We start from the raw sequence: 19,234 nt of genomic DNA, 5'->3' as shown, positions 1-19,234 counted from the left end.
GGGTGGCGCAGCAGGGAAGAACGCCACCCCGCCTGTTCAGGCTGCCGCAATCGCCTGCTCGAGATCGGCGAGGATATCCTCGGGATGCTCGAGGCCGATAGACAGTCTGACATAGCCCGGTGTGACGCCCGTCGACAGCTGATCCTCGGCGGAGAGCTGCGAATGGGTGGTGGTCGAGGGATGGATCGCCAGCGACCGCGCATCGCCGATATTGGCGACGTGGTAGAAGAGCTGCAGAGCGTCGATGAAACGCCGGCCGGCATCGCGACCATCCTTGAGTTCGAAGCCGACAAGCGCGCCGAAATTGCCGGGTTTCAGATATTTGTCGGCATTGGCCTTGGCCGTGCCGGTCTGGAATTTCGGGAAGATGACGTTCGACACTTTCGGATGGGTCTTGAGATAGTCGGCGACGATCTCGGCATTGCGATTGTGCTGGGTGAGGCGCAGCGGCAGGGTTTCCAGGCCTTGCAGGAACTGAAAGGCATTCTGCGGGCTGATTGCGGCGCCGAGGTCGCGCAACAGCACGGCGCGGGCACGCAGGATATAGGCGAAGAAGCCGATCTTTTCAGCCTTTTGCAGCCAGGTGGCGCCCTGGTAGCTCGGATCGGGCTCGTGCAGGGTCGGCAGGCGCTTCGGATAATTGGCGAAGGGGAAAGTGCCGCTTTCGATGATCGCACCTCCGATCGAGGTGCCATGACCGCCGATATATTTGGTGGTCGAATAGACCACGACGGCCGCCCCGTGCTCGAACGGGCGGATGATCAGCGGTGCTGCGGTGTTGTCGACGATCAGCGGGATGCCGAAGCGGCGGCCGATGCCGGCGACCTCGGCGATCGGGAAGACTTCCAGCTTCGGATTGGGCAGGGATTCTGCATAGTAAGCGCGGGTATTGTCGTCGGTGGCGCGGGCGAAGGCTTCCGGGTCGGTCGGATCGACGAAGCGGGTCTCGATGCCAAAACTCTTCAGCGTTGCGGCAAACAGCGCCCAGGTGCCGCCATAGATGCCGATGGCGGAGACGATGTTGTCGCCGGCGCGGGCGAGATTGAGTATGGCGAAGGCCGAGGCCGCCTGGCCGGAGCTCAGCGCCAGTGCCGCGACGCCGCCTTCGATTTCGGCCAGCCGCTGCTCGAAGGCATCCTGTGTGGGGTTGGAGACGCGGGTATAGAGATGGCCCGGTGCTTCGAGCGCAAAGAGCTTGTCGGCGCCCTCGGTGCCCGGCAATTGGAACGAGGTCGACTGGTAGATCGGCACGGCGACCGCGCCGGTGGTCGGGTCGAAGCGATAGCTGCCGCCATGCAGCGCGATCGTTTCCGGATGCCTGCTCTTGAACAGCGCAGTTCCCGCGGGCGGGGCGGGCGTGGTCGGGGCGGCCTCGTCGGGGTTGAGATGGAGGTTCATATCCGGCTCCTTTGGCTCGGCGTTGATGGATCAGGCGGTCTCGGCGACCTTTTGCTGTTCGGTGATCAGGTCGGCGTGATGCGCCTGGGCGACGTCGGGATGCGAGCGTAGCCGCGACTTGAGGAAATTGCGGCCGACTTCGCTGAACAGCGGGTTGAGTGGATCTTGGGTGACGCCGCGCACCTGTTTTTGCAGGTCCTCCGGCAAGGTCAGGACTGGTACGGTGGCGGAGAGATTGGCGCCGAGGAAGAAGGCGACGGACATGCGGTCCGTACCGGCCTTGGGTGTCACCACTCGGTGAATATTGGCGCGCAGGAAGCCGTTCGAGGCCATTTCCAGGATCTCGCCGGTGTTGATGACGAAGGTGCCGCGCACCGGCTTGGCCTCGATCCAGCCGCCATGGCCGTCATCGACCTGCAGGCCGGCGCCGGTATCCTGCAGTAGCAGCGTCACGAAGCCCGAATCCTTATGGGCGCCGACACCCTGGTCGGTCTCGGTTTTGTCGCGGCCGGGATAGCGGATGATCTTCAGCAACTGGTTGGGACCGCCGGCATAGATCGGCGCGAACACATCGGGCGATTGGCCGAGCGCCTCGGCATAGGCCTTCAGCACGCGGATGCCGACCGAGGTGACGTCGGCGATCCATTGCTCGATTGCCGGTTTCAATTCGGGCAGCGCGGAGGGGTACTGGTTGGGGCCGACCAGCCGCTTCCAGGGCGGATCGCCGGCATTGACGGTGAGCCTGTCGCGGCTGGCGCCGAAATCGACCTGCTCGCGCCAGTCCTTCTGGCCGCGGGTATATTCGAGGCCGGGACCGTTATAGCCGCGGAAATGCGGCGAGTTCTTCATCTGGATTTCGACTTTGTCCTCATCCGATAAGGCGAAGAATTTCCGCGACAAAGCCAGCACGCCGTCGATGCGCTCCTGCGGGATGCCGTGGCCGGAGAGATAGAAGAAGCCGAGCGTATGGGCGATATTGCGCAATTCCGCGAGCGCCGCATCGCGTTCCGGATGGTCCGGTGCGAAGCGCTCGAGATTGAGGATGGGCAAGGATTGTTCAGCGGCCACAGCGCACTCCCTTTCTTTCGTCTTTTTCCTGCCGGTTGTCTCCGGCGCGGTGATGGTGCGACGATAGGCTGTGCGATGCGATAAAGCAATATTGTCTATAAAAAAGATATAAAAATATGAAAAATAACGATAAAAATACTATATTAGCAAATCGCTTCGTACGGATTTTTCGTTGATTGCAGCGCTGGCGCAAACTCGTTTCACTCGTGATCGAAAAGTTAGAACATAAAATCTATAAACTGTATTGATTAAGCGAAAATGCCGCCTATGCTTAGGCAATCGGAGCCTGCAGGGGCAGCGCTCATATCCGGAGGGAATGATATGACGGATCAGGACAGCAAGTCGTCCAGCGCCAGCCAGGCCGGCGTTTCGCGGCGCACGGTGCTCAAGGGTGCGGCGCTTGGCACGGGCGTGGTCGCCGCGGGTGCAATTGCCGGCAACAGCCTGTTCACCCCGGCCATCGCCGGCCCAGCGCCGCATATCCGGCTCGCCTGGACGGAAGTGGCGGCCTGCCATTCGCCGCTCGGCTTCGGCGTCGCCAAGGGTTTTTACAACAAGCACAATCTCGACGTCGAATTGTYCTACCAGGGCGCCAGCGGCCAGACGCTGATCCAGGCGCTGGCCACCAACAAGGCCGATGCCGGCGCCGGCCTGATCGGCGACTGGCTGAAGCCGCTGGAGCAGGGCTTTGACGTCAAGCTGTTCGTCGGCTCGCATGGCGGCTGCCAGCGGCTTATGGCGTCAAAGGAATCCGGCATTACCGATCTCGCCGGCGTCAAGGGCAAGACCATCGCCACCTATGGCATTGGCGCGCCGCCGCAGGTCGCTTTCCAGGTGACGCTGAAGAAGGCGGGCATCGATCCGGAAAACGACGTGACCTGGAAGGCCGTGCCCTTCGATCTCGTCGGCGAAACGGTCAAGCGCGGCGATGCGGATCTCGCCGCCCATCTCGACCCTTGGGCCTATTCGATCGAAAAGAAGTTCGACTTCAAGCTGATCGCCGACACCCAGACCGGCGTCTACGAGAACCATACCTGCTGCGTGCTCGGCGCCAATGGCCCGTTCCTGCAGGCCAACAAGGATGCGCTGCGCCGGCTCGCCGAGACCAATATCGAGATCCACGAATATGTCTCCGGCCATGTCGAAGAAGTGGCGCAATGGTATCTCGAAGCGCTGAAGCCGGCCGGCCTCAGCCTCGAGGACCTTGTCGCGGTGATCGGCAATCTCAGGACCCACAATCATCCGATCGGCCCGGAACTGGTGGAGCAGATTCGCATCACCTCGGAAGACCTGAAGCTCGTCAAGGTTCTCGACCCGTCGACGGACCCGAAGGAGTTCGCCGAGCGCATCACGGTCAACCTCCTGGCATAAGGACCAAAACCATGACGGACGCCGCGCCGACCTTTGTCGACGACCGGATCGGCACCCTGTCCTTGCGGCAGGGTGTCTGGACCTCCGGTTTCATTGCCGCCCTGTTCTGGGCGCTGACGGCGATCGTCACGGTCGCCCTGCCGGATGTGATCGCCTGGGGCAGCGGTCCGCTGTTCGCCGCCATCATGGGGACAGGGGCGATCGTGCTTGCAGCACTTGGCTTTGCCGTGCCGCGCATGGGTGYGGCCGGCGCCAAATTCACTTATTACGGCCCGTGGCTGATCGCGCTCGGCGTCTGGTTCCTGCTCTGGGAATATGCGACCGCCAAGACCGGCTGGCTGCCGAAACCGTTCTTCTCGCCGCCGCATGGCCTGGTCAACGTCTATGTGGTCGAATGGCAGCGGCTGCTGATCTGCATCGCCTATTCGCTCAGGCTCTGGGGGCTCGGCTTCTTTTCCGGCATTGCCGTGGGCTTCGTGCTTGGTGTGGCGCTCGGCTCGTCGGTGCGGTTCAATTATTGGGCCATGCCGGTGCTGAAGCTGATCGGGCCGGTGCCGGCGACGGCGTGGATTCCCGCGACCTTCTATTTCTTCCCGACCACGTTCGACGCTTCGATCTTCATTGTGGCGCTCTCCTGCGGCATTCCGGTGGCGATCCTCACCGCTTCCGGCGTCGCCTCGGTCAACAAGGCGTTTTATGACGTCGCCCGGACGCTGGGGGCGGATTCGCGCTACCTGATCACCAAGATCGCCATTCCTGCGTCGCTGCCGCACACTTTCGTCGGCCTGTTCATGGGCCTCTATTATTCCTTCGCAGTGCTGGTCGTCGCCGAAATGCTCGGCGCACGATACGGGCTCGGCTGGTATATCCAGTTCCAGACGGCCTATTCCGGCTATGCCAATGTCTACGCCACGATCGTCATCATGGCGCTGCTCTGCTCGGGAATCGTCAAGCTGCTGTTCGTCGCCCGCGACCGCCTGCTGACCGGCCAGGAAAGAGGGCTCATCTGATGAACGTCACCGTCAATCCATCTGCCGTCGAACGCCGCGCCATCGCGCTCGATGTCGAGAATGTCTCGCATCACTTCGTCATCAATGGCGAGAGGCTGGCCGTGCTCGACAATGTCGACCTTTCGGTCAAGCCGGGCGAGTTCATCGCGCTGCTCGGGCCGTCCGGCTGCGGCAAGTCCACGCTGCTGCGCCTCGCCGCCGGCCTCGATACGCCGCGCCAGGGCCGGTTGCTGGAAGAAGGGGCGCCGATCACTGCGCCCGATCCGTCGCGCATCCTGGTGTTCCAGGATCCGACGCTGTTTCCCTGGCGCACGGTGCGCAACAATGTCGCCACCGGGCTCGAAGCGCGCGGCCTGCTCAAGACGCATGCATCGCGCGTCGACGAGGCGCTGAGGATCGTCAAGCTGGAGAAATTCGCCGATGCCTATCCCAACCAGCTTTCGGGCGGCATGGCGCAGCGCGTCGCCATTGCCCGGGCGCTGGTCAACGATCCGCATCTGCTGCTGCTCGACGAGCCCTTCGGCAAGCTCGATTCGCTTACCCGTCTCGGCCTGCAGCAGGAATTGACAAAACTCTGGCAGGATGCCGGCTTCACCGCGATCCTCGTCACCCATGACGTCGAGGAGGCGCTGCTGCTCGCCAATCGCGTCATCGTCTTCAGCGACCGGCCGGCGCGCATCATTCACGAAGTGAGTGTCGACAAGCCCTATCCGCGCAAGCGCGACGATGACGCCCTCGTGCATCTGCGCCAGGAACTGCTCTCCAAACTGGGCATCGTCCATGACTAGGATCTCGCTTTCCAACGCCTTGCTGATCGTCGGCGGCGTGCTCACCACGCTTGCCATTCTCTGGTGGTGGGTGGTCTTCGACGAACTCTTGAAGACCAATACGATGACCTTTTCCGAGGTCGTCCCCTGCCTGGCGCGCAACACCGATATCTGCTCGCTGGCAGAATCGCTCTGCCGGCAGGACCATTTCCTCGGCATCCGCCGCTACTCTGCTGAAGCCTTCTGGAGCGCCGGCGGGCTGCTGCTGGCTGCCGTGGCCATGCGCTCGTTCCGAGTCGGCCAGGCGCGCTGAGATGGCATTTCCGCAGCCGGATTATGCCCGCAATATGCGCCTGCTCGGCCATTCGGATCAGGGTGGACGCGGCGACGGGCTGCAACTGATGGTGCATCGCGGCCATGCCTATATCGCCCACCCCTGGTCCGGCGGGTTTTCGATCATCGATGTGCGTGATCCCAAAAGGCCTGGCGAGTCGACTTTCGTGCCGGCGCCGCCGAAGACCTGGACGATCCATCTACAGACCCATGACGACCTTTTGCTGGTCGTGCATGCGCTCGACCTGTTCGCAGAAGCTGCCTTTGCCGATGAGAAGGATTATTACACCACTTCGATTGGCGATACGCTCGGCACGGCCGGTGGCGCCATGAAGACGAGGCCGTGGTCTGCGGGCATGGCGATCTATGACATTTCCGTGCCTGCCCGGCCGTCGCGGATAGGCTTCTTCCCGGTCGATGGTGTCGGCATTCACCGCATCTGGTATGTCGGCGGCCGCTGGGCCTATGTCTCGGCGCTGATCGACGGCTTCACCGACTATATCCTCTTGATCGTCGACCTCGCCGATCCGACGAAGCCCGTCGAGGCCGGACGCTTCTGGCTGCCGGGCATGAACAAGGCCGCCGGCGAGACGCCGACATGGAGCGAGGGGCGGCGCTATGCGCTGCATCATGCCGTGGTCGAAGGCGATATCGCCTATGCCTGCTGGCGCGACGGCGGGCTGACGCTGATCGATGTTTCCGACAGGACTAGGCCGCGGCTGATCGTGCATCGCAACTGGTCGCCACCCTATGGCGGCGGCACGCATTCGGCGCTCCCGCTGATCGACCGCGACCTGCTTGTTGTCGCCGATGAGGCGGTGGCCGACAACGAGGCGGATGGCCGCAAACACACTTGGGTGTTCGACATGCGCGCGCCTGTAAATCCGGTGTCGATTGCGACCTTTCCCATTCCCGACGAGGCGGATTATTCGGCCAAGGGCGGTCATTTCGGTCCGCACAACCTGCATGAAAACCGCCCCGGAACGTTCCGGTCTTCCAGCCTGATCTTCGCCACCTGGCAGAATGCCGGCATCCGTGCCTTCGACATTTCCGATCCCTACCGGCCGAAAGAAACCGGCGCCCTGGTGCCGGCCGCACCTGAGCGGATGATCGACCGCCGCCCGCGCCCGAAGGTGATCCAGTCTGCCGATGTGTTCGTCGACCCCGCCGGGCTGATCTACGCCACCGACTACAATGCCGGGCTCAGCATCATTGAATATGGCGGATAACAAGAGAGTGGCGGTCCGCGCCACCGGTTCAACAGCAACCGAACCGCCTGGCTCCTGGCCGGCGGGCATTTCGAAAGGAAGCACAGCCATGGGTTCCCAGGCAGAAAGCAAGATCGACTATTCGCAACATCCGCGCGTCAACTCGGCCGATCCGGTGCCGCCACGGCCGCATCCGGCCAAGCCCGCTCACATCATCAAATCGGATGCCGAAGCGATCGAGGTGGCGAAGAAGCTTGCCGAGACGTTTTCCGAGGGAGCGGCTTTCCGCGATCGCGAGGGCCTGCTGCCGCTCGAAGAACTGGACCTTTATTCGCAGAGCGGCCTCTGGAGCATCAACGTGCCGAAGCAATATGGCGGGCCGGGCGTGTCCTATGCGACGCTGGCCGAGGTGATCAAGATCATTGCGTCGGCCGATTCCTCGATTGCGCAGATCACCCAGAACCATCTGGCGATATCAGGCCATATCGACCTCGACGGCACGGAAGCGCAGAAGAAGGAATTCTTCGGCTGGGTGCTGAAGGGCCTGCGCTTCGGCAACGCCTTCTCGGAACTGCACAGCAAAACCGTCGCCGCCTTCGAGACGAAGGTCAGCTATGACGGCGCCGAGGCGGTGGTCAACGGCGAAAAATTCTACACAACCGGCGCGCTGCTGTCGCACATCATCCCGATCGTTGCCGTCGACGAGACCGGCCAGGGCTTCCTCGTCTTCACCGAGCGCGATGCGCCGGGGATCACCGTGACCAACAATTGGTCGAGCTTCGGCCAGCGCACCACGGCGTCGGGCAGTGTGCGGATCGACAATGTCCGCGTGCCGCTCAGCCGGTTGCTGCCGGTGGCTGCCTTCGATCGGCCGACCGTTGCCGGCCCGGTGTCGCAGATCATCCAGGCGGCGATCGATGCCGGCATTGCCAAGGGTGCGATCGAAGACACGATCGCCTTCATCAAGACCCAGTCGCGGCCCTGGATCGACAGCGGCAAGGAAACGGCGGGCGAGGACCCGTTCACGGTCTCGGCGATCGGCGATCTGGAAATCCGGCTGCACGCAGCCGAGGCGCTGCTGCACATCGCCGGGCTTGCGATCGACAAGGCGCAGGTCGAGGCGACCGAGGAAAACGTCGCCCAGGCGACGGTGAAGACGGCGGAAGCCAAGGTGCTGACCACCGAAATCGCCATCCTCGCCACCAACAAGCTGTTCGAACTGGCCGGAACGCGCTCGACGCTCGCCCAGCACAATCTCGACCGGCATTGGCGCAATGCCCGGGCGCACACGCTGCACGATCCGGTGCGGTGGAAATTCTTCCATGTCGGCAATTTCTATCTCAACGGCATCAACCCGCCGCGCCATCCCTGGAGCTGAGCAGGTTCCGGAAAAGTGTCGCACTGTTTTCCGACAAGAACCTGCGACAAAGCAAAAGACTAGCCAGGTCGAATGACGAGGGCCGCCGCCTCGCATCTCAGTGCTCACGCTGTGATGTGGGGCGGTTGGCCGCTTTTTCTCAACGGAGCCCTGCGGGCCGCCATCGTGCGGTTTTGGGGATGAGACGATGACCAAGAAGAAACAGATCCTGCTCAACGCCTTCAACATGAACTGCGTCGGCCATATCAATCATGGCTTCTGGACGCATCCGCGCGACCGTTCGTCGGAATATAAGAACCTGTCCTACTGGACCTCGCTGGCGCAGACGCTGGAGCGCGGCCTGTTCGACGGCATCTTCCTCGCCGATATCGTCGGGGTCTACGATGTCTATCAAGGCTCGGTCGACCTGACGCTGCGCGAGTCCGTGCAATTGCCGGTCAACGATCCGATGATGCTGGTGTCCGGCATGGCGGCGGTGACGAAACATCTGGGCTTCGGCGTCACCGTCAATGTCAGCTCCGAAGCGCCCTATACATTTGCCCGACGCATGTCGACGCTCGACCACCTGACCGGTGGCCGCATGGGCTGGAACATCGTCACCGGCTATCTCGATAGTGCGGCCCGCGCGCTCGGCCTCRACAAGCAGGCGGAGCACGATTCTCGCTACGACCGCGCCGACGATTATCTCGACGTGCTCTACAAGCTCTGGGAGGGAAGCTGGGACGACGATGCCGTGATCGTTGATCGAGCGCGCCGCATCTTCGCTGACCCGTCCAAGGTGCGGCCGATCGCGCATGATGGCCCGTTCTACAAGTCGCACGGCTATCATCTGTCGGAGCCGTCGCCGCAGCGCACGCCGGTGCTCTACCAGGCCGGCACGTCCGGCCGCGGCCGGGAATTTGCCGCCAAGCATGCGGAATGCGTGTTCATCAGCGCCGGCGACAAGGCCGCGGCGCAGAAGACGTCGCGGGCGCTGCGGCAGGCCGCAGTCGCCGCCGGCCGCCGGCCCGACGACATCAAGATCTTCGTCGGCATCACCGTGGTTGCCGACCTGTCGCAGAAGGCAGCCGAGGAGAAGCTGGCGGAATACCGGCCCTATGCCAGCCCGGAGGCGGGATTGGCGCATTTTGCCGCCGGCACCGGCGTGGATTTCTCCCGTTACGGCCTCGATGATCCGATCGCCTACGGCACGTCGAACTCCATCCAATCCGTCACCCAGCTGGCGCAGCAGCGCGGTTGGACCAAGCGCCAGCTGCTGAAGGAAGTCGCGATCGGCGGGCGCTATCCGGTGATCGTCGGCGATGCCTCGCATGTGGCCGACGAGCTCGCCTCCTGGATCGAAGAGGGCGAGATCGACGGCTTCAACATGACCCGCACCGTGATGCCGGAGAGTTACGAGGACTTCGTCGACGTGGTCGTGCCGGCTCTGCAGGATCGCGGCCTCTACAAGACCGCCTATGCCGAGGGCACGCTGCGCAGCCGCCTGTTCGGCGAGGGTGACCGCCTGCCGGCGCGGCATACGGGTGCCTCGTTCCGATGGTCCGAACAGCCGACACGTGCAGCCGGACTTGCCTGATCCTTGCCGCCGCGGAAGCGGATTTCCGCGAGGCGATCCGCTCGATAATTCATTCACTTGGAAGGAAGAAACGATGTTACAGATCAACGAGAAACAGCTGCAGAGTGGGGTCGCCCAGGCTGAACGCGGCTGGGGCAGCGGGCCGACACAGAACTATGAGCAGATCGCCGCGCCGTTCCGTCCCATCTTCGCGGAGATCGAGAGCGAAGCGGTTCGCCGCGATCTTGAACGCGACCTGCCGTTCGACGCGGTCAACAAGCTGAAAGCCGCCGGCTTCGGCGCGGTGCGGCTGCCGGTCGACGCCGGCGGCAAGGGTGCGACGCTGCCCGAACTGGCGAACCTGCTGATTGAACTGTCGGAGGCCGATTCCAACATTACCCAGATCCTGCGCGGCCATTTTGGCTTCACCGAGGACCTGCTGAACTCCAAGATCGAGGAGCGGCGCAAGCGCTGGTTCGCCCGCATCGGCGGCGGCGAAGTCGCCGGCAATGCCTGGACGGAGATCGGCGGCGGCGCCAATATCGAGCGCTTTTCCACCCATGTTTCCGCCAATGCCGATGGGCTAATCCTCAACGGCGCGAAATATTACACGACAGGGTCATTGTTCGCCGACTGGATCGACACAGGTGCCTCCGACAGCGAGGGCAACGCGATCGGCGTCGCCGTGCCCCGGCATGCTCAGGGCGTCGACGTCATCGACGATTGGGACGGTTTCGGCCAGGTGCTGACGGCGAGCGGCACCACGACCTTCACCAATGTCTCTGTCGCCGCCGAGGATATCAGGGTCGAGGAGGAACGCTTCAAATATGGTGCGGCCTTCTACCAGATCTATCACCTGGCGACGCTGGCCGGCATCGGCCGGGCGCTGACCAATGATCTCGCCAAGGCGGTGGCGGCACGCAAGCGCACCTTTACCCATGCCAACGGCCCGCTTTCGAGCCAGGACCCGCAGGTGCTGCAGGTGGTCGGGCGGGTGCGGGGTGCCGCCTACAGCGCCGGCGCCATCGTGCTGCAGGCGGCTGGCGCCGTGCAGCGGGCATTCGAGGCGCATTTCGTCGACGACGCCGAGGCGGAGGAACGCGCCAATATCCAGGCCGAACTCGAAGTCGCCCAGGCGCAGACCGTGGTCAGCGACCTGATCCTGCAGGCCGCGACCATCGCCTTCGATGCGCTCAGCGCCTCGGCCACCCGCAAGCCCAATGGCCTGGATCGGCATTGGCGCAATGCGCGCACGCTCTCCTCGCACAATCCGCGCATCTACAAGGACCGCATCGTCGGCGACTATGCCGTCAACGGCACGCCGCCGCCCTTCCAGTGGCGCATCGGCAGCGCGCCGGCCTGACGCGAATAACACGGCGCGGTCCCGGGATCGCGCCGGTCCAGTTTCGGTCGGAATATTTTTCTCTCAAAGCCTTTTGATTTGGAACACGGCTCCTGACTCGATCTATAAATACACTATATCTATAGATTATATGTATGAGGCAAATGATGATCAAGCCGATTCGATTCAATGCGTTCGAAATGAACTGCGTCGGCCACCAGTCGCCCGGGCTGTGGGCGCATCCGAGAGATCAATCCTGGCGCTACAAGGATGTCCGCTATTGGTCGGAATTGGCTGAGACGCTGGAACGTGGCATTTTCGATAGCATCTTCATTGCCGACGTCATCGGCTATTACGACGTCTACCAGGGCAGTATGGAACATGCTTTCCGGCAGGCGGCGCAGATTCCGGTCAACGATCCGCTGCAACTGGCCGTGCCGATCACCATCAACACCAAGCATATCGGCGTCGGCATCACCGCCTCGACCTCGTTCGAGCATCCCTATACCTTCGCCCGGCGTCTGGCGACGGCCGACCACCTGACCGATGGCCGGGTCGCCTGGAACATCGTCACCTCCTATCTCGAAAGCGGCGCCAGGAATGTCGGCGAGACCGGCCTTCGACAGCATGACAATCGCTACGAGGTGGCGGAGGAATATCTGGAAATCCTCTACAAGCTGTTCGAAGGCAGCTGGGAGGAGGGGGCGGTGCTGCGCGACAAGGCGCGCCGCATCTTCATCGACCCGGACAAGGTGCACGAGATCGGCCATTCCGGCAAATATTTCCAGGTGCCGGGCTATCATCTTTCCGAACCTTCCCCACAGCGCACGCCCCTACTGTTCCAGGCGGGCCAGTCGGAGGCGGGGCGGCGGTTCGCGGCGCGCAACGCCGAATGCGTCTTCGTCGGCGCGCTCGCCAAGCCGGCGCTCAAAGCCTATGTCGACGATATCAGGGCGCGCGGGGCGGCACTCGGCCGCGACCCGAAGAAGCTGCTGGTCTACAACCTGACCACGGTCATCGTCGACGAGACCGATGCCAAGGCGGAGGCGAAATTCCAGGAGCTGCTGAGCTACGCCTCCTATGACGGGGCGCTGGTGTTCATGTCCGGCTGGACCGGCGTCGATTTCGGCCGCTACAAGCCCACCGATCCGGTGCGCACCGCGGCGGGAACCGAACTTCGCTCGATGCTCGATGCGCTGGAAAAATCTGGCCGCTCCTGGACCATCGAGGAATTGGCGCGCTGGGGCGCGATCGGCGGCGGCGGGCCGGTGATCGTCGGCTCGCCGTCGACCGTGGCCGATGCGCTGGAGGAATGGGCCGAAGAGACGGGCGTCGACGGCTTCAATCTTTGCTATGCGATCCAGCCCGGCACATTCGAGGACATTGTCGACCTGCTGGTGCCCGAATTGCAGAAGCGCGGCCGCTATCCGACGGCCTATCGCGACGGCACCCTGCGCGAAAAACTGTTCGGCGACGGACCCTATCTTCCCGACACTCATCCCGGCGCCCGCTATCGCGACATCGAAGCCGTCAAGCGGCTGGAAAGTTCCGCAGTACTTGCGGCCGGCGAGTGACACTGCCGCATCGCATTCAATCACATCGTATCTTCAAAGAGGGAATTGAGAGATGACTTCCATTGTCAAACGTCTGGCCGGCACCGCATCGGCATTGTCGCTTTTAGCGGCGGCCGGTCTCGGCAGCACGGTTTTGTCGGCTCGGGCGGACGAAACGCCGGTCAAGGGCGGCACGCTGATCTATGCCACCGATCGCGAACCCACCTGCCTCGACCCGCATGTCGACGGCGACATGCCGCAAGTGTTCGTGGCACAGCAATATACGGATTCGCTGGTCTCGCAGGACAAGGACGGCCATATCGGCCCCTGGCTCGCCAAGAGCTGGACGATCTCCGATGATGGCAAGGTCTATACGTTCAAGCTGCGCGAGGACGTGAAGTTCACCAATGGCGAAAAATTCAACGCTGCGGCACTGAAGGCCAATCTCGACCATATCGTCAACCCGAAGACCCAGTCCTCCACTGCCGGCGGCTATATCCAGCAATATGTGAAGACCGAAACGCCGGACRAATTCACCGCCGTCGTCACTTTGAAGAAACCGTACGCGGCTTTCCTCGAAGTGCTGGCGCAGGGCTTCCTCGGCATCGAGGCGCCGGCAGCGCTGGCCCGCAGCCGCGACGAGAACTGCCAGAGCCCGATCGGCAGCGGCCCGTTCAAGGTCGTGCAGTGGGATCGCAAGAGCCAGATCGTGCTCGAGCGCAATCCCGACTACAACTGGGCGCCGCCGACCGCGCAGCATCAGGGGCCGGCCTATCTCGACAAGGTGGTGTGGAAATTCGTCCCCGAGCCGTCGGTGCGCTTCGCATCGCTGACCTCTGGCGATGTCGATGTCATCGAATCCATGCCGCCGGAATCGGAAGAGGCGGCATCGAAGGACCCCAATCTGACGCTGATCGTCAAGGATCGGCCGGGCAATCCCACCAATGCGGCGCTCAACACCAAGCGGGCGCCGTTCAACGACATCCGCGTCCGTGAGGCCTTCGTCCGCTCGGCCGATATCCAGGGTGCGCTCGACAGCGTGTTCTTCGGCCGCTACAAGCGCGCGCCCGGGCCGCTGAGCGCCGTGACGCCATTCGCCTCGCCGGATTTCAAAAGCTATTACGACTACGATGCCGACAAGGCCAACAAGCTGCTCGACGAAGCCGGCTGGAAGGACAGGGACGTCAACGGTTTCCGTGTCAAGGACGGCAAGAAGCTGACCGTCAACGTGCCGATCGGCGACTTCCAGGGGCCGGCGGAACGGTCGCTCTGGGAGCAGATCCAAGCCACGGCGGCGGAAATCGGCTTCGACGTCCAGCTGCAGAATGTCGGCTTCTCCGAATGGCTCGACCGCGACGGCAAGTGGGATTACGACGCCATCGGCGAATACTGGAACACCAATACCGCCGACGTGCTGCGCATCGTCTTCTCTTCCGAATTCATCGGCGCTGCCGGTTCGGGCGGCTATCACCAGAATGCCACCGGCTTCGACAACAAGGAATTCGACGACGTCGTCAACAAAGCGCTCGAAACCACTGACGAAGCCAAACGGCGTGAACTCTACTATCAGGCGCAGAAGATCATCGCCTCGAACTTTATCCAGGTGCTGACCTTCCCGCAGAGCACCCGGCTCGGCGTCTATAAGACCGCCCATGGCGTGCGGCTGGAGCCGTCGCTCACAGTCACCGAACTCTATGACGCCTGGGTGAAAAAATGAGTGTCGCGGCCGGTCGGTTGAACGCATCCGGCCGGCTGGGCCGGATCGGCTGGCGGGTGCTGGAGCGCCTTTTATCGGGGGCGCTGGTGCTCCTGGCATCCGCCAGCGTCACGTTCTTCGCGCTGCGGCTGACGCCGGGCGATCCGGTCAGGGCCGTGCTCGGCGGCCCGACCGCCAATCCGACACCGGAGACGATCGCGCTGGCGATCCAGGAATTCGGCCTCGATAAGCCGCTCTACATCCAATATCTGCTGCATATCGGCCGGCTGCTGCATGGCAATCTCGGCACATCCTTCTCGCAGCACCAGCCGGTGATCGACGTGATCGCCGAGCAGGCCGGCCCGACCATCTGGCTGACGGGTTCGGCCGTCGCCGTCGCATGGCTGATCTCGGCCGGATCGGCGCTGGCGACCACAAGGCGCCCCCGCTTCGTCAGTGGCCTCGGCTCGGCAGTGGAAACGGTGATCGCGGCGCTGCCACAGTTCTGGCTCGGCCTGGTCTTGCTGGCGGTGTTCGCCTTCGGCCTGCGCTGGTTTCCGCCGCAGAGCGACGGCAGCCTGCTCGGCCTGGTGCTGCCGACATTGGCGCTAGCCATTCCGCTCGCCGGCTTTCTCGGCCAGGTGACGCGGGAATCGCTGGAACTGGCGCTCGACCAGCCGTTCATCCTCTCGGCGCGCACCCGCGGCCTGGGCGACTGGTCGGTGCGCTGGCGGCATGCGCTGCGCCACGCCATGCTGCCCGGCATCAGCCTGTCGGCCTGGGCGGTCGGCTCGCTGATCGGCAATGCCGTGCTGATCGAGGTGATCTTTTCGCGGCCGGGCCTTGGGCGGGTGCTCTACCAGGCGGTGACGGTGCAGGACATGCCGCTCACCATCGGTGTGACGCTGGTGGTCACGGTCGTCTACATCCTCGCCAGCCTGATCGTCGACATCCTCTACATCATCGTTGATCCCCGTCTGAAGGTGAAACCGGCATGAGCGCACCCGTTTCGACATCTCCGCTTTATGAAAGCCGCTGGACGTTCAGCAGGCTCATTCTTCCGCCACTTGGCGCCAGTCTGGCGATCTTGTTCCTGCTGTTGCTCACGGCGGCGGCGATTGCGCCGGAACTGTTTTCGACGCTCAATCCGTTGAAGATCGCGCCGCGTTTTGCCTTCCACGGGCCGGAATGGGGCCATGTCTTCGGCACCGACCAATCCGGCCGCGATGTCTTCTCCCGCCTCATCCATGGCGCGCGGCAATCGCTGCTGCTCGGCATCGGCGCGGTCGCCGTCTCCATGGCGCTTGCGATTACGCTTGGCATGATCGGCGGGCTCGGCGGCAAGACGACGGAGCGGGTGATCGGCTGGATTCTCGAAGTGCTGTTCTCCTTCCCGACGCTGATCCTGGCTCTCCTGTTTGCCGCCCATCTCGGCGGCGGCCTCGGGCCGCTGGTGATCGCCACCGGCGTCGGCAATGCGCCGGGCTATGGACGCATGATTTTTGGCCAGACGCTTTCGGTCCGCCGCGCCGGCTATATCGAGGCGGCCCGTGCGCTTGGTCATTCGCCGGCCCGGATCATCTGGCGCCAGATCCTGCCCAATGTCATGCGGCCGTTGATCGTCATGGTGACCATGGGCGTCGGCCAGGCGATCGTCTGGTCGTCGGCACTCTCTTTCCTCGGGCTCGGCGCGCAGCCGCCGGCGGCGGAATGGGGCACGATGCTGGCCATGGGCCGCGATTTCGTCAGCCGTGCCTGGTGGCTGACCTTCTTCCCCGGCCTGTTCATCGTGCTGACGACGCTGTCGACCACGGTGTTCGGCCGCTATCTGCAACAATTGCTGGAAGGGTGTGGCCGATGACCAAGGCGCCGCTGATCGTCGAAAACCTCTCGGTCGCGCTCGGCACGGGCGAAGCACGCCGCACGGTGGTGCGCAATATCTCCTTCCGCGTCGCGCCCGGCCGCGCCGTGGCTTTGGTGGGCGAATCCGGTTCGGGCAAGAGCGTCACCGCCCGAACCCTCGTCGGCCTTGCGGGCGATGGCGCCGGCATCACCGCCGGCCGGCTCTCCTACGGCGATCTCGACCTGACGCGGCTGACGGAGCGGCAATGGCGGAACATCCGCGGTCGCGACATCGGTTTCGTGCTGCAGGACGCGCTGGTGTCGCTCGATCCGCTGCGCCCGGTCGGCGCCGAGATCAACGAGGCGCTGACGGCGCATGGCTGGGGCGACCGCAACAGCCGCAAGGTGCGGATCATAGAACTCTTGCAGTCCGTCGGCGTGCCGGAACCGGAAATCCGGGCGCTGCAGCGGCCCGACGAACTCTCCGGCGGCCTGCGCCAGCGGGCGCTGATCGCCACCGCACTGGCGCTCGATCCGGCGATCGTCATCGCCGACGAGCCGACGACGGCGCTCGATTCCACCGTGCAGGCGCAGATCATCGCGCTGCTCGCCTCGATCAAGGCGCGCGGCGACGGCCTGCTGATCATCAGCCACGACCTCAATATCGTGTCGAAACTCGCCGATGAAGTCGTGGTGATGAACCACGGCGACGTCGTTGAGCAGGGGCCTGTCGAAGACGTGCTCGGCAATCCGCGGCACCCCTATACGCGGTCGCTGTTGAACGCCGTGCCCGGCCGGCATCCGCGCGGCACGCGGCTCTCCGGCGAGCGGCCGGCGGCACGTCCGCGGCCGGGCTGGAACGACGAGACGGTGCTCGATGTGCGCCATATCCGCAAGACCTATGCCGGTCCCGCCGGCACGGCGCGGCTCGCCGTCGATACGGTCAGCTTCGCCGTTGCACGCGGCCGCACGCTTGGCATTGTCGGCGAATCCGGCTCGGGCAAGACCACCGTCGCCCGCATTGCGCTCGGCCTAGTCAGCCCCGACGATGGCCAGGTCGATTTCGCCGGCCGGCCATGGGTAACGTCGAGCGACAGCAAAAATCGCGTCACCGAAGCCGCGCGCCGCGCCCGGCGGCGCGAGATCGGCGTCATCTACCAGGATCCGTTGTCGTCCTTCGATCCGCGCTGGAATGTCGGCCATATCCTCTCCGATGCGCTGGATGCCGCGGGCGTCGATCGCAAGGATCATCCGAGGCGCATCGTCGATCTCCTGGCAAAAGTTCGTCTCCCTCCCGAGACGGTCGGGCGCTGGCCGCTGAAATTGTCCGGCGGCCAGCGCCAGCGTGTGGCAATCGCCCGGGCGCTGGCGTCCAGTCCGAAGATCGTCAYCTGCGACGAGCCGGTCTCGGCGCTGGACGTCTCGGTGCAGGCGCAGGTGCTCGATCTGCTGACCGACCTGCAGGACGAACTCGGCATTTCCTACCTGTTCATCTCGCACGATCTGGGCGTCATCCGCCATATCAGCGACGAGGTGCTTGTCATGCGCGATGGCCGCGTCGTCGAGCGCGGCCCGGTGGAAGAGGTGTTTGCCAACCCGCAGGATCCGTTCACTCGCAAACTGGTCGCCGCCTCGGAACTGGCGCACGCCTGATTCCCTCAGCCGCCAGACCCGGCGCGGGCGATCGCCCGTCCGGCAAAGTCCGGATCACGTCGAAACCCGAAAAATCAACGTCGAATCCGAAAGGAAACCACTGCCATGAGCCATACAAATCCCACCGGGAAACCCCGTCCGTTTTTCACCAGGGCGCGCTCGGCCTTCCTTGCCGCCCTTCTGCCGTTGGCGATCGGCAGCACGGCCTTTGGCAGCGAGCGTGTGCTTCTGTCCTACGAGGCGACGCCGTCGGTCGGCTTCGCACTACCCGGCCTTACCAAGGCGAGCTATGACGACCGCGCGGCCTTCTCTTCGCAGGTGTTACAGGAGATCGTTCCCAGGATCGTGACGGCAAATGGGATCGATCCGAAAGTGTTGACCTCGGAGGTGACGCCCGGCGGCTATCTGTTGAAGACCAATGCGTCACTGCAAAGCCAGGGCGAGATCGACGATGCCGCGGCGGACCGTCTTGCTGCCTCGTTCGGCTATATCTTCCATCAGTGGAGCGTGCTTGTCTCGCGTCTCGACGACAAGGCCGGCCAGACCGGGTTCGTGGTCGTGCGCTTTCCGAAAGACCGTCTCGACGCTGCCGTCGCGCAAAAATTCTTCGAACAGGCCGATGCCGCGCAGAAGGGACTGGGCGGTGGCTATACCGCCTTCGGCGACGAGCAGATCTTCCTCAACGTCACCGATTCCAGCGGCAAGCCCTATAGCGGCCTGGACGATGGAGCGTTTCTCGACGGGCTGACGCGCACTGCTGCTGCCTTCGGCGATCCGAAACCCGAGATTGTCGACACCGGCAAGGCCAGCGCCCGTTTCGTCGGCAATGACTGGGACAAGTCGAAAGCCGGCGAGGACTATGTTTCCCGCCTCGGCGGCAAGGACTCGGCTTTGGTCAAGAGCTTGAACGAGATCGGCAAGGACTATGCTGACCTGGTAGAGAAGACGGCGAAAAGCCAGGGCTGGTATTGATAGTGATGGATGTTGCGGCGCTGCGGCGGCCTCCATCTTCTCCCCATCGGGGAGAAGATGCCCGAAGGGCAGATGAGGGGGCTTCCCG

At 63.6% G+C, this 19,234-nt stretch carries 16 protein-coding genes; 14 read left to right on the top strand and 2 right to left on the bottom strand.

Going from position 1 to position 19,234, the window contains the following annotated elements:
• Positions 1-36 precede the first annotated feature (36 nt).
• On the bottom strand, positions 37-1,398 hold the full coding sequence (locus AC1D06_RS28345; RefSeq protein WP_477989187.1) for an O-acetylhomoserine aminocarboxypropyltransferase/cysteine synthase family protein: 1,362 nt from the start codon (positions 1,396-1,398) through the stop codon (positions 37-39).
• A gap of 30 nt (positions 1,399-1,428) precedes the next feature.
• Entirely contained in the window at positions 1,429-2,466 is a 1,038-nt protein-coding gene (locus tag AC1D06_RS28340) for an isopenicillin N synthase family dioxygenase (protein WP_477880389.1), read from the bottom strand.
• Positions 2,467-2,787: 321 nt separating this feature from the next.
• Between AC1D06_RS28340 and AC1D06_RS28335 the strand changes: the two genes are divergently transcribed.
• The 14 genes from AC1D06_RS28335 to AC1D06_RS28270 all read left to right on the top strand — a co-directional run bounded on the left by AC1D06_RS28335 (position 2,788) and on the right by AC1D06_RS28270 (position 19,146).
• Complete coding sequence (locus AC1D06_RS28335) at positions 2,788-3,837, top strand: ABC transporter substrate-binding protein (RefSeq protein ID WP_477989186.1); 1,050 nt, start codon at positions 2,788-2,790, stop codon at positions 3,835-3,837.
• 11 nt (positions 3,838-3,848) lie between these two features.
• On the top strand, positions 3,849-4,847 hold the full coding sequence (locus tag AC1D06_RS28330) for an ABC transporter permease (RefSeq protein ID WP_477989184.1): 999 nt from the start codon (positions 3,849-3,851) through the stop codon (positions 4,845-4,847).
• Complete coding sequence (locus AC1D06_RS28325) at positions 4,847-5,635, top strand: ABC transporter ATP-binding protein (protein WP_477880385.1); 789 nt, start codon at positions 4,847-4,849, stop codon at positions 5,633-5,635. Before AC1D06_RS28330 ends, AC1D06_RS28325 begins: the two co-directional genes overlap by 1 nt.
• Positions 5,628-5,927, top strand: coding sequence for a hypothetical protein (locus AC1D06_RS28320; RefSeq protein ID WP_477880383.1), 300 nt, complete (start codon positions 5,628-5,630; stop codon positions 5,925-5,927). Before AC1D06_RS28325 ends, AC1D06_RS28320 begins: the two co-directional genes overlap by 8 nt.
• 1 nt (position 5,928) lies before the next feature.
• Positions 5,929-7,176, top strand: coding sequence for an LVIVD repeat-containing protein (locus AC1D06_RS28315; RefSeq protein WP_477880382.1), 1,248 nt, complete (start codon positions 5,929-5,931; stop codon positions 7,174-7,176).
• A gap of 88 nt (positions 7,177-7,264) precedes the next feature.
• Entirely contained in the window at positions 7,265-8,533 is a 1,269-nt protein-coding gene (locus tag AC1D06_RS28310) for an SfnB family sulfur acquisition oxidoreductase (RefSeq protein ID WP_477880380.1), read from the top strand.
• Positions 8,534-8,720: 187 nt separating this feature from the next.
• Positions 8,721-10,109 carry an LLM class flavin-dependent oxidoreductase gene (locus AC1D06_RS28305; protein WP_477989182.1) on the top strand — a complete coding sequence of 463 codons (1,389 nt, stop codon included), beginning with the start codon at positions 8,721-8,723 and terminating at the stop codon, positions 10,107-10,109.
• A 73-nt stretch (positions 10,110-10,182) separates the two neighbouring features.
• Positions 10,183-11,451 carry an acyl-CoA dehydrogenase family protein gene (locus AC1D06_RS28300; RefSeq protein WP_477989180.1) on the top strand — a complete coding sequence of 423 codons (1,269 nt, stop codon included), beginning with the start codon at positions 10,183-10,185 and terminating at the stop codon, positions 11,449-11,451.
• 146 nt (positions 11,452-11,597) lie between these two features.
• Positions 11,598-13,004 carry an LLM class flavin-dependent oxidoreductase gene (locus AC1D06_RS28295; RefSeq protein WP_477989179.1) on the top strand — a complete coding sequence of 469 codons (1,407 nt, stop codon included), beginning with the start codon at positions 11,598-11,600 and terminating at the stop codon, positions 13,002-13,004.
• Positions 13,005-13,056: 52 nt separating this feature from the next.
• Complete coding sequence (locus AC1D06_RS28290; RefSeq protein WP_477989178.1) at positions 13,057-14,700, top strand: ABC transporter substrate-binding protein; 1,644 nt, start codon at positions 13,057-13,059, stop codon at positions 14,698-14,700.
• Positions 14,697-15,677, top strand: a complete 981-nt coding sequence (locus tag AC1D06_RS28285; protein ID WP_477989177.1) for an ABC transporter permease — start codon at positions 14,697-14,699, stop codon at positions 15,675-15,677. Before AC1D06_RS28290 ends, AC1D06_RS28285 begins: the two co-directional genes overlap by 4 nt.
• A complete protein-coding gene (locus AC1D06_RS28280) occupies positions 15,674-16,540 on the top strand; it encodes an ABC transporter permease (protein ID WP_477989176.1) in 867 nt (288 codons plus the stop codon). The genes AC1D06_RS28285 and AC1D06_RS28280 overlap by 4 nt, the downstream gene beginning before the upstream one ends.
• Positions 16,537-18,174 carry a dipeptide ABC transporter ATP-binding protein gene (locus AC1D06_RS28275; protein ID WP_477989175.1) on the top strand — a complete coding sequence of 546 codons (1,638 nt, stop codon included), beginning with the start codon at positions 16,537-16,539 and terminating at the stop codon, positions 18,172-18,174. The genes AC1D06_RS28280 and AC1D06_RS28275 overlap by 4 nt, the downstream gene beginning before the upstream one ends.
• Positions 18,175-18,279: 105 nt before the next feature.
• Positions 18,280-19,146, top strand: coding sequence for a hypothetical protein (locus tag AC1D06_RS28270; protein ID WP_477989173.1), 867 nt, complete (start codon positions 18,280-18,282; stop codon positions 19,144-19,146).
• The last annotated feature ends 88 nt before the right edge of the window (positions 19,147-19,234 follow it).

The organism is Rhizobium sp. P2_G2, from assembly GCF_056403555.1.
This window is presented reverse-complemented; position numbering and strand designations above follow the sequence as displayed.